Origin of the sequence: Sediminimonas qiaohouensis DSM 21189 (assembly GCF_000423645.1) — a bacterium.
In the GTDB taxonomy this organism is placed as follows: domain Bacteria; phylum Pseudomonadota; class Alphaproteobacteria; order Rhodobacterales; family Rhodobacteraceae; genus Sediminimonas; species Sediminimonas qiaohouensis.
In genome coordinates this window covers 1-10,287 of the sequence record NZ_AUIJ01000042.1, presented here as the reverse complement: position 1 = coordinate 10,287, position 10,287 = coordinate 1, and the positions used below count along the sequence as shown (strand labels likewise).

Below are 10,287 nucleotides of genomic sequence, written 5' to 3'. Positions count from 1 at the left end.
TCCTTTTGTGGTGGTGGGGGTGGCTGCGCGCAGGGCGCGGTTCCGCTTTCGGAAACCGTCGCCCTCGCGCTGCCAGCGCCGTTGCTCCTTGCGCCGTTCGTCGCGGGCGTTGGCCGCCATGTCAGCCTCCGCGTCGAGCCGCGCGCGCACGGCGTTCATCCGGACCATGAGGCGATCGTCAAGACGGCCGATGACCGGTGTGCCGGTCTCGCTGACCGGCTCGAACGCCGGGTGGTTGAGGCTGACGATGACGGTGCGGGCGCAGACGAACCGCGATGGCCGATCGAGCCCGGCCGCCTTGATGGCGTCGGGGTCGTTGATGCGGATCTCGAGGCCGCGATTGGCCCTGGTGTCAGCGGAGGTGCCGTAGGCGATCTTCGCGAACTGCACCTGCCCACATGTGAAGACATCCAGCACGAGGCAGGGCCTGCGCTTGGGGCCCGTGTCATCGGATTGGTGATTGGCAAGCGGGAACCAAAACCGGACCACATCACCGCGGCCCAGGGTGGCCTTCCAGGTGTCCGTGGCCTCGGGTTGCAAGGAAAGGGATTTGTCGAGTGGCATATGCGCCTCCTGTCGTGGTGAAAACAGACGCAAAGCTTGAAGCCTGACAGGCGTGTCGCCCCGTGCTGTGCGTCAGTCACGACCGCACAGCACGGGGCGATCCGCGCCTGACCAGACCGGATCATTGTTTAACGTCAGCACCTTTCGGACAGATTTGATGTTTTCGTATCGGAGGATTTCCGGTTCATCGCAGCCATCAAGGAGCGAAGATGAACAAGAAGTCCGAAACATCGAAGGACGCCGCTGACAAGCTGGTCAAAGGCATCAGCAAAAGCGTAGCGGCAAATATCGGTCAAATTGCGTACTTGCTAAAAGCGCTTTGGGCTATCCCGAAAGCCGGTGAACAAAAGTGACGGCGTCAGAGGCGGGTTATGACCCGTTTGACCCTGCCTGCCGGATCTGTGTCAATGTGCGGCGCGGCGTTGTCGCCTCCGGCGAGATCGCCAGAACTGCACCAGCTCTTTTCAATGCTGCTGATTGAAACCGAGCCCGACACGCCGGACCGCCGCAATATCCTGGCAACACTCGAAAATATCGAACGCGCCATGGGCTGCGCCGCAAGGCCGTCATGCCGATGCTAAACCGCTCTGAAGTCCTGCCCTGCGGACGGGGCTTTGGGCTTTATGAGAGATCGACGCCTTCGATGTCCTTTGGCTTCAGACGGTAGCGAATAAGATTGCCCTCATGCAGCCCTTTGAATTGTTCGTGGGCATAGGCCACGACAGCATCCCGCTCATCTTCGGGGATGTCGTGCCTGGCAGCGAGGTCAAGAATATCGCCTTCGCGAAAGGCTTTGGTTTGCAGGACGCTATAGCGGACGGCTTCGCGCACAAAGTCCCGATAGACAATCGCCGCCTTCTCGGGTGAGTCAACCTCGGCGCGCAGGATGCGATATTTTTCAGCAGACGCGAGATAGCTGTCGATGAAAACTTCGCGCAGGAGCGCCACATTATTGAGCTCGTAGATGCCGATCAGCCCGTCGATATAGGCCGCGTCATCCATGGTCAGGAAAGACATGGGCGCGAAGTCTGCCTGGAGAAGCGGTATGTTGGACGCCACCCGCGATGTGCGCTTGTTGATGTCCACGAAAGCCTGAAGGTAAGGGATATGGACAAGCAGGAAGAATGACTGCTCGAACGGATCATTGATCTCCGCCGCCTTGTGCAGCAGGATATCAAATTCTTCCTCTATGGTAATGGCGTCATCGAGGGGCGTATAGCTCGAATGAGAAATCCCGACGGGCGTGCCGCGCAGCCGCCCGGCCATCGCCGGATCGGCCAGCAGACCGTCGGCCAGAAGCGCATGAATCCCGAAGAGGTTGGGGCGGGACAGGCCGATGTCATCAAGATTATCGACCACATATTCGATGGCTTCCTTGTGGTTGAGAATCATCAGCGTTTCTTTGCGATCCTTACCCTCTACCGCCTCGCCGAAACGAATCAGCCGCTCGGTCTGAAGAATATCGTAAGTGTTGCCCTCAAGGCGGGATGACGCCCAGGACAGATCGACCAGAAGTTGTTCAAGGATGCGCCGCGCATAGGTTCCGGCCTTGATCATGCCGCCCACGGGCTGCCCTGCTTTTTTTAGCCTATCCCGGTCGACCTCGGCGATGTAGAAAGTTCGGTTCGGCAGGTAGGCGTCGAGGAATTCAGGGTTGTAGGCAACGGGAGGTCGTCTGTTATATGGGGCCTGTAGATGCGCACGTACGACAGCTGCACCCGCAATCGTATAGACGGTCGCGCGACCCTTGCCCGAGACTTCGAGCCTGCCCGCTTCGACGAGGCGCTTGAGCGCCCGCCAGACGGTCGTGTCGCTGGACTTCGGTGCCGCCCCTCTGCGGATCGTCTCGCGGCCCGACTCAGGGTGCGCGGCAACGTAATCCAGTATGTCTTGCTCGATTGTGGCCATGAAACGTAAACGTAACTCTGTGAAACGATTAAAGTACTAATATACATACATTTTATAGTGTGGGCAAGTTTTCGTTGCATATTTTTTGAAACGATAGTGGCGTAGCTGGCTCTCTGAAACGAATGCGCGGCAACGTGACACGTTTATCCACTTGATATATATCATATATTTAAAATTTCCTTAGAATCAGTGCAAGCGCTTTGCAACGAAAAAGCGCTCCGCACTGACGCGGCTGACCGGTCGGCCAGCCGCGCAAATTTTCCAGCGCTAGAACAGCGATAGCTGTGCCCCGTTCCCCAGCCCCTTAAGGAAAATGTTGAAACAATTGCTTCTGTTGGCCGCACTGTGGCCAACATTACTTTTCAAACAAGAACCTTGACGCATTCTCGGAAGGAGAGATCGGGTGAGTTTTGTCTCGAAAATATCTTCGATAGCGGTGAGGCCACCGCTACGCAAGCGGGCCAATCTTTCGGTGGAGGCACTGGACCACTTGCAAATACACCATTATGGTGCCATATGATGAAGAAGAGACCAACATACGATCTCGGATCTATTCAAGCGTCTGCTGGCTCGACGATGGGAATCACGAACGCCGCCATACAAGGTGCAGCAGAGATGGGAATGACCCGTGCCGACATGATTGGCGTGATCGAGGGCCTGAATCGCCGTGATTTCTACAAGTCGATGACCACACACCAGAATCACAGAATATGGATGGATGTCTATCATGGGCGAGCTGATGGTTATGAGATCTACATCAAGTTCGTACAGGACACCGTCGCCGAGTTCACCTGCACGTCCTTTAAGGAGAAATGAGATGTCTGGAGTTGAAAAAACAAGAGTGCATCCGGAGACCGGTGGGGCGCTCGTTCGCGGCGTTCGCACCGTCACGCTCACCTTTCGCTCTCAAAGCGAGACAGTTGAGTTGCCGGGCTGGTATCCAGTCGACGACCCTACTGCGGACCAGGGCATCCATGAGGCCAAAGACATGCAGGTGTCGGATCGCGCGATCAATACCATGAAAGCTCGAGAGGCCGGCGTAATGACTCCGGGGCAAGTCCGGTCAGCCCGCAAGAAACTGAGACTTTCGCAGCGTGACGCGGGTCGCCTCATTGGCGGCGGACCAAATGCGTTTCAGAAATATGAATCAGGAGACGTCGTGTTGAGCAAGGCCGCTGACACGGCCCTACGACTTCTGTCGAATAATCCGAAGCGCCTCAATGAGCTTTTGGGTGAGCAGCAAATGGCTTGATCGTGAATCCCGCCACTTTTCGATAGAGACATGAAGCCCGCAAGTATTTGCGGGCTTCAACATTTGCCGTAAGGGGCTGGGCCCCGTTCCTGCCAGTTTGCGCGGCCTCATGATCGAACCATGCCGTTCCGACCTCGCCTCAAAGCAGGTGCCGACGACACATTGCGCGTGCCGGGGCTTGCCGAACCGCCGGTAAATTGTTGGGAGCGCGGCGTTTTCCACACACTCGAACGCGTCAGCTCGTGCTTCCAGTGGACTTGCTTTGAGACCAACACCTCGGTCAACCCGGATCTCACGTTGGAGAATTCTTTTTGGCAAAGATAAGATTACCACCCGCATCGAGCCCGACGCCCAGCCCCAGGGCTCGGCGATTGGCGTAGAAGTCCTTGTCAGCGTTCGAGGGTTGCCCCATCCGATCCGTGAAGGCGTCGAGCCAAGCAGACTCCTCCGCTTCGCTCAGCCGGGTGGTTTCGAACCGGCCCGCCAAGGCAGCGATGATACGGGCCTGATCGCAGGTGCCGGATTGCTCGATCGCCCGTCCCAGCTTCAGCCAATGGGTGATCTGGCCGGCCACGGAACGGCCATGCATATCCGCCTCACGCCGCACCAGAGCCATGACCTCGTCGGTAAGTTTCACGGGCTGGGCCATCGTCGCCTCCTTGAATTGAAGCATAAGCGGACACATGCCACCTCACAATCGAAGATTGAGGCGAACGCCAAGACATGTTCCAGCGGGCGGAAAACGGCATGGCGTTGCGCTGTCTTCGTGCAGCGCGCCGGACGGGTCCCAGGCGCGCTGCACGAATGCGAGCCGCGCGGCTCAATCCGCAAGCGCCCCGAGCAGCGCATCGAAGTTGCGTATCGCGGCGCTTTCGTCGAAATCCGACCGATAGACCCGCTGAGTCGTACTGTTGGTATGCCCGAGCATCTTCTGAAGGGCCCAGATCGCGTCCGGTCGCGTCCGGCGAAAAAGATCGGCGATGAGCGTGCGCACGAGGTGACCGTGGATCCCGAAATCCTCCGCCAGACGTCGGTTGATATAGCCCTTGTCCACGACTTTCTCGGAGAGCGTCAGCAAGTTCATGCCCTCGATTTCGCCAAGTCGCTCGGCAAGCATCCAGTCCGGCCGATCTGCCAGAATGAACCGGTCGATCAAACTGGAAGTGCCGGGCCAGAGCCAGTCCAGGTCCTTCCTGTTGCCGGTCTTGTTCTGCCGGATCGAATGACCCCAGTCCCCGTGGTCGCCCCGGAGAAGGTCCACGCCGACAGAATAGTCTCGCAGATCGCCCTGGCGATCGCCGGTGTTCACGAGCATGGCATAGATCATCGCCTTCTGACGCAACTTGAAGGCCGCGGTCGAATTGCCCGGCAGGGACTCCGCCTCGGCACACGCCGCCTCAGCCTTCTCTAGAACGTCGGCGAGCGTGAATTTGGCACGAAACTCTTTCAGACGTGCCCATTTCCCGGGATCGGTGGCCACCGCTTCGGCGTGAAGGGCGGAGATGAGATCGCTGATCGCCTCAAAGCTCTCTTCATCGAACAGGCCTGCGCGCAGAAAAAACATCCGAGCACTTTCCAGGTAGTCCCGCGCGGTGCCGAATGACACGTTCCGCTCTTCGTCCAGGTAACGCAGGAAGCCGTCGAAGAGTTCACCCGAAGGGCGCGCCGGGAGGTCCACGCCGCGGGACGTCGCCCATGTCCGCGCGCGGGCCAACATTCCAACGGCGGACACCACGGTCCCCTTGGTATTCGGCGCGAGCCGCTTCAATCGAGTGCCGTAAGGACGCACGCTCCGGTCCAGCGCCGGGAGAGCCTCGCCCCATGCCTCCGGCCAATCTTCCGGAGCCAGGCCCACACGGCAGGTCGAACCCTCGCCCTTTTCTTTCTTGTTGTAACGCACATTGAGCCAGTGATCCCACTCTTGCCTGACCGGGAGCGACGGAGATAGCGGCACCTCCGGCGCGAACTGGCGCAGCGCCGCGACGAGGCAGCGAAATCGCGACCGCGAGGTCCCGACCGCTTGAAAAACATCCGCGGTCACCTGCTCCGGGGCCAGCCCGGCCTTGTCCAGCTCGAGATAGAAGGACTCCAACGCGGCGGGCATTCCGCGCTGGGAAAACTCTTTTTCCGATAGATGGTCCAGCATCCGCCGAACCACGTTCACCGGCACATGCGGCATCCGCGCGGGCAGCTCCCCTGCCCTCTGGTCACGGGTCCTGGTCATGCGGCTCTCCGCGTCAAAAATGCCTCGAGGGTCGGGTCGAGCGCCTCGAGCGCTTCGGCGAAGAGCTTGGCGGCCGCCGCGCCTTCGCCCCGCGCGTAGAATTTTTCTACCGTCGAAACTTTGTCGCACAGGAACGCGGCCACGGTCGCGTAGTCACCGGGGTTGGCGGAGAGCCAGATCGTCGCCAAGACGTGCCGCATGAGGTGGGGTTGAAGGCCCGGGACACCAAGCCGCTCGACACATTTGTTCCAGACCTTGTTGTACGTGTGACGCGACAGAAGGCCCTTGGGTCCAGGCAGGAGTAGCACGTTCTCATCGAAATCGATCCCGTGTTTCTCGCACCATTTCGGGAGCCCCTGGTCGAGCCATTGCATGATGACCCGCCATTGCCGCTGCGGAATCTCACCGGCGATCGCGCTCCGGTTCTTAACCCGGTGGCGGCCGATCTCGAGCCAGGGCCTCGCCTCGCGCAGCGGTCGGAGCAATTCGGCATCATCGCCGTCGATGATGAGTTCATGCACGTTCTTCGACCGCACCGAACGCGCGAGAAGCAACGCAAGCAAGCTGGCTCCCATCGACAGATGCAGAGCCGTCTCCCGCTTGCGCATCTTGAAGCTTGCCCAATCGTCGAACACCAGCTGGGCCTCCTCGGCCAGCCTGCGGGGGCCCGATACGATCGCGCGAGGGACCGCAGGGTCCCGCTGCACGAGCTTCACGAATTGCTCCCGCTCCTTGGACATTTCGCGGGCCTGATGGCTATCGACACGATCGAACCGCGCATCCTCGAGCTCGAATACAACGTCCTCGGACCATCCATTCCGCTCTGCAAGGACCTGCAGACGCGACAGGATCATCCCAGCGGACGAGGTTTCCTTTGGATTGAGCAGAACCTCGGACTCCTCGGCGCGCGTGATGTAGTTGTTCACCGCGCGTTCCACGATCTCAGGTGTGAACAGGTCGGAGATGTCGGCCAAGGCATAAGCGTCAGCCCGATTGGGAAACGCATGCCGCACCAACCAGCTCAGCGCATTGAGATGGTTCTTGCGCGCAGAGTCCGGGTTCCCGACGCCTCGGCGACGCCCCTTGTGCTTGCCCGCAGCCGCGAGGCGCCCGTTGCCGAGCTTGCCCTTGAACCGGTCTTTGCGCTGCGTGCGATCCAACGCGATCGCCCGGGCCATCGCACGGTCCCGGGACGCGATGAACCCGGGCGTAAACGCCCCCCAATCGAGCGGCGCATCCCGGAGATGCGGGATCGGGCCAACGGGTAGATTGGGAAGCAGGTGCGCAATCGCCGGATGTTGGTTCTGCTCGCGGACCAGGCGATTGATTGCGGCGATGGCGTTGCGAAACGAGGACGGCTTGTCCACGCGGCACGCGAGCAGCGCCTGACGGGCGGTTTCGGTCGTAAGCTCCGTCGGGTGCAGATAACCGCATTGGGACCGCAAGGTTGCTATCGAGAGCGAGAACATGTTCGGCAAGATGCGGTTTCCCTCTTCGTCGAACGTGTTCTCTACGTCCTCGGCATACTGGACGATCTGATCCCAGGCGCCGCTTTGATCGGACATCTTGACGGGCGCCGCCACGCTCTCCTGGGCGTGCCGGATCGTCGAGGCGATCTTCTTCACCCAGGTGTTGAAGGCCGCTTCCTGGTCGCCCGGCGTGGCGCCGCGGAATTCGCCGGCCCACACCATCGACTGCGCACGACGGACCCAATCGTTTTCGTCCGCGGGGATTTGTGAAAGACGCAGGCCCGTGAGACGTTCGGCTTTCTTCAGCGCGGTCGCGAGAGTCTTCGCGGAGGCCTCGGAATACACCGTCGGCAACACATGCGCGACATCCTTGAGGGTCTTCAGCCCGATCGGTTTTTCGTTGCTCATCTTTTCATTTCCTTCTGTTGGTTTTCATTCGAACGCCGGACCTTTCATTGCGAAAAAATGAATGGAACGGGGGGCGAAATTTGGGCCGTAAACCTCGCCCCCCGTTTCATTCACCGGACGGCGATGAAGCTATTTTGCGAGATATCCCGTTCATCTGACCCGGGCGCGAGGCCCAGCTCTGCTGCTGCCAACGTCCGACCTCACCGGGCACGAACCGCCAGCTCCGACCAACCCGCCGAGCGGGCAGTACGCCCTTCCTGGCGGCTTTCAGAATGAAGTCGGGCGCGCAGTTGAGGACAGTTGCGACTTGCGCGGGACGCATCAGGTCGGAAAAATACTCTGCGGCCCTGTCGGCAGGTGGCAACCCACCCTCGAATTCGAAAACGTCACGCCAACGATAGCGCAGCAGCCCACCGTGCAGAACGGGCAGCAACCGTCCTGCACGCTCCTGCCGCCAGAAAAACGCGTCACTGCCATGCTGCCAGCGTCGGATCAGGCCCGCGCGATCGATCAATGTGGTCAGAGACGGGACCACCCCTGTCTGGTATTCGTCTGCCATGCCCATTTGTAGATATCCTCTTGTTCATGTCGGGGACGAAGAGGACCAAGGGAAAAGGGGCGATGAATCCAAACGGGAAGGCGAGATTTCTGCTATAAATGCACAGGGGGCGCCGTACTGTTTTTGCCGCAGCGACCTGCAATAACCCGGCTTCCTGGGATGACAGCTCTCGAGTGCGAAACCGGGGGCGCTCCGTTCAAAGAATGAACCGGGCATGCTTGATGCCTGCCCGGTAGATGGTTTTCGCGATTTTCAGAACTTCTCGACGTGAACAGCCCGACGGAAGAGCTGGGACGGCGACGGATACCTCAAAAAGAGGCGCTCCAGCATGTCCTGTTGCACCTCCTCGCTCAAAGTTGCGGAGCCCAGAAGCGCCTCGGCTGCGGATCTCCAGAAGCGCGGCGAAGGCGCAATCATTCGGATGGATTTCGTCGTACAGGTGGTGCGCTCGACGGTTTCGAGCGTTAAAGACCAGGTTGCGCTTCGGGTGAGATTACCAACATGGGAGAGTGCATGAACCAAGCGTTCGCGCTTATCTTCGGCTTCCAATCCAATAGAAAACGGGGCGTCGAAAACCATCCCGGCGAATTTGAAGAGAAAGACCGGGAAGGTCACATCCCGGGATGTGACGCGCACCAGACCGATTTCAATCTTGCCTGTATTTGCGGCTGTAATTTCCTTGTCGGTAAGGTTGGACGCGGAGAAGCGGGCGGTGGTGAGAATGTCATGCCCGGCATCTTCAATGGTCATGACGGCACCATCATGAGCGGGTACGGGAAGGGGCGAGGTCTGCCCAACAGCGAAGATTTGCATAAGAGTGTCCTATCAGGAGTTGCGTTGTTTTTGGCAGAGGCACTTCAATGCCTCTGAATGAAGATTGGATCGATGGGGGGCGTGCGGAAAACAAATCGGCGCAAGAAGGGTTTTTTGTGCAAAATGGGCAGAGCCTCGAACGCGACCCAACCTCGCCGCGGCTCTCACAGAATGCATATATCTAAGGCATCACGCTTTGCTGACGATCTGGTTCGACCCGAGCACGCATTGGAAGGTCAAGGCTTCTGGCAAGCGGTGCCGACACCAGACCTACGGCCATGCTGCGCTTCATGCGTAACCGACGATGACGACCCTGGTCTGCGTGGCGCTCCGTCAAACCAAAGGGTTCGTTGAGTGGCCTTGGCCTGGCTACAATCAGCTCAGGCGGACCAGGAACAGATCAAGGGACCATGTTCGGCCTGCGCGCGCCACAGGGTTCGGAGCGCGCGCGCATAAAGCATCAAGAGCATATCTGTCGGACAGCTCTCCGGATGACAGTGTTCGAGATCGCCTTCCGTGCATTCTGGTAGGTCGCCCAGTGTCAGATCAGCGCCGGAGAGACGTTCTGCCAAAATTTCTTCGACGCCGTCGAGCACCTCGGCATTGACCCAGAAATCGTCATATCCTGGCCGAACCGGCTCAGTCGACTGATTGAGAAACATCTCCAGAAAGCCGAAATGATGTCGCATGGGGAGGACCGAAGCCTCTGACCCGGGAATAAAGAAATCTACGTCGAGACCCATTGATGTGACCTTTCTATATGCGGTGGAGAACTGCCTCCGTTTGAAACCGCTGGCTGCGAAGTGGTCTCGTTTACACAAACGGAAAAACAAGAAAGACTTTTCTGGTTCAGCATGCGCGGGAGGATGTGCGTCAGACCGATTTGATCCGACAGGCCTAGGCCGACAGCGGCAAGGTCTATGGCTACCGCAAGCTCGCCGACGATCTGCGCGACCAAGGAGAGACCTGTTCAGAGAACCGTGTTGCGCGTTGTCAGCAACAACAGCAGGCTTGCCTCCGTATCGCGCTTGTGGCCAATCTGCGCGCTTGCTTAGTGAACGGGCGCGCCGGTCTCCGAGTAGCAGCAAGG

At 59.2% G+C, this 10,287-nt stretch carries 11 protein-coding genes and 1 pseudogene; 4 read left to right on the top strand and 8 right to left on the bottom strand.

What is annotated here, in order from left to right; all coding sequences use genetic code 11:
- Positions 1–564: hypothetical protein (locus G568_RS19335; protein ID WP_051203147.1), on the bottom strand; the 564-nt coding region annotated here is incomplete at its 3' end.
- Positions 565–773: 209 nt separating this feature from the next.
- Here G568_RS19335 and G568_RS20385 point away from each other — a divergent pair.
- Positions 774–917 carry a hypothetical protein gene (locus tag G568_RS20385; RefSeq protein ID WP_157084455.1) on the top strand — a complete coding sequence of 48 codons (144 nt, stop codon included), beginning with the start codon at positions 774–776 and terminating at the stop codon, positions 915–917.
- 268 nt (positions 918–1,185) lie between these two features.
- Here the strand turns inward: G568_RS20385 and G568_RS19330 are convergent, their stop codons facing one another.
- Positions 1,186–2,472 (bottom strand): Fic family protein, encoded by a 1,287-nt coding sequence (locus G568_RS19330; RefSeq protein WP_051203146.1) that lies wholly within the window; start codon positions 2,470–2,472, stop codon positions 1,186–1,188.
- Positions 2,473–2,988: 516 nt separating this feature from the next.
- Between G568_RS19330 and G568_RS0117020 the strand changes: the two genes are divergently transcribed.
- Both G568_RS0117020 and G568_RS0117015 read left to right on the top strand, forming a co-directional pair.
- Positions 2,989–3,288 (top strand): type II toxin-antitoxin system MqsR family toxin, encoded by a 300-nt coding sequence (locus tag G568_RS0117020; protein ID WP_026759112.1) that lies wholly within the window; start codon positions 2,989–2,991, stop codon positions 3,286–3,288.
- A 1-nt stretch (position 3,289) separates the two neighbouring features.
- On the top strand, positions 3,290–3,724 hold the full coding sequence (locus G568_RS0117015) for a type II toxin-antitoxin system MqsA family antitoxin (protein ID WP_037374441.1): 435 nt from the start codon (positions 3,290–3,292) through the stop codon (positions 3,722–3,724).
- 292 nt (positions 3,725–4,016) lie between these two features.
- Here G568_RS0117015 and G568_RS0117010 read toward each other — a convergent pair whose 3' ends face one another.
- The 6 genes from G568_RS0117010 to G568_RS0116980 form a co-directional block, all read right to left on the bottom strand.
- Complete coding sequence (locus G568_RS0117010; protein ID WP_026759110.1) at positions 4,017–4,373, bottom strand: TA system antitoxin ParD family protein; 357 nt, start codon at positions 4,371–4,373, stop codon at positions 4,017–4,019.
- A 171-nt stretch (positions 4,374–4,544) separates the two neighbouring features.
- Complete coding sequence (locus G568_RS0117005; RefSeq protein WP_026759109.1) at positions 4,545–5,948, bottom strand: site-specific integrase; 1,404 nt, start codon at positions 5,946–5,948, stop codon at positions 4,545–4,547.
- Positions 5,945–7,825 (bottom strand): site-specific integrase, encoded by a 1,881-nt coding sequence (locus tag G568_RS0117000; RefSeq protein WP_026759108.1) that lies wholly within the window; start codon positions 7,823–7,825, stop codon positions 5,945–5,947. Before G568_RS0117000 ends, G568_RS0117005 begins: the two co-directional genes overlap by 4 nt.
- A gap of 106 nt (positions 7,826–7,931) precedes the next feature.
- Complete coding sequence (locus tag G568_RS0116995; protein ID WP_169576972.1) at positions 7,932–8,384, bottom strand: helix-turn-helix domain-containing protein; 453 nt, start codon at positions 8,382–8,384, stop codon at positions 7,932–7,934.
- A 252-nt stretch (positions 8,385–8,636) separates the two neighbouring features.
- The gene (locus G568_RS0116990) at positions 8,637–9,134 is read right to left on the bottom strand and encodes a hypothetical protein (protein WP_157084454.1); all 498 of its coding nucleotides are present in this window, start codon (positions 9,132–9,134) and stop codon (positions 8,637–8,639) included.
- A gap of 443 nt (positions 9,135–9,577) precedes the next feature.
- Positions 9,578–9,940, bottom strand: coding sequence for a hypothetical protein (locus G568_RS0116980; protein WP_157084453.1), 363 nt, complete (start codon positions 9,938–9,940; stop codon positions 9,578–9,580).
- 107 nt (positions 9,941–10,047) lie between these two features.
- On the opposite strand from G568_RS0116980, the pseudogene G568_RS20890 reads away from it, so the two are divergent.
- Positions 10,048–10,200, top strand: a pseudogene (locus G568_RS20890) (IS3 family transposase); the annotation flags it as partial.
- Between the last annotated feature and the right edge of the window lie 87 nt (positions 10,201–10,287).

Coding starts and splice junctions, on each gene's coding strand:
- G568_RS20385 (WP_157084455.1), top strand. CDS start 774: ATGAACAAGAAGTCCGAAACATCGAAGGACGCCGCTGACAAGCTGGTC.
- G568_RS19330 (WP_051203146.1), bottom strand. CDS start 2,472: ATGGCCACAATCGAGCAAGACATACTGGATTACGTTGCCGCGCACCCT.
- G568_RS0117020 (WP_026759112.1), top strand. CDS start 2,989: ATGATGAAGAAGAGACCAACATACGATCTCGGATCTATTCAAGCGTCT.
- G568_RS0117015 (WP_037374441.1), top strand. CDS start 3,290: ATGTCTGGAGTTGAAAAAACAAGAGTGCATCCGGAGACCGGTGGGGCG.
- G568_RS0117010 (WP_026759110.1), bottom strand. CDS start 4,373: ATGGCCCAGCCCGTGAAACTTACCGACGAGGTCATGGCTCTGGTGCGG.
- G568_RS0117005 (WP_026759109.1), bottom strand. CDS start 5,948: ATGACCAGGACCCGTGACCAGAGGGCAGGGGAGCTGCCCGCGCGGATG.
- G568_RS0117000 (WP_026759108.1), bottom strand. CDS start 7,825: ATGAGCAACGAAAAACCGATCGGGCTGAAGACCCTCAAGGATGTCGCG.
- G568_RS0116995 (WP_169576972.1), bottom strand. CDS start 8,384: ATGGCAGACGAATACCAGACAGGGGTGGTCCCGTCTCTGACCACATTG.
- G568_RS0116990 (WP_157084454.1), bottom strand. CDS start 9,134: ATGACCATTGAAGATGCCGGGCATGACATTCTCACCACCGCCCGCTTC.
- G568_RS0116980 (WP_157084453.1), bottom strand. CDS start 9,940: ATGGGTCTCGACGTAGATTTCTTTATTCCCGGGTCAGAGGCTTCGGTC.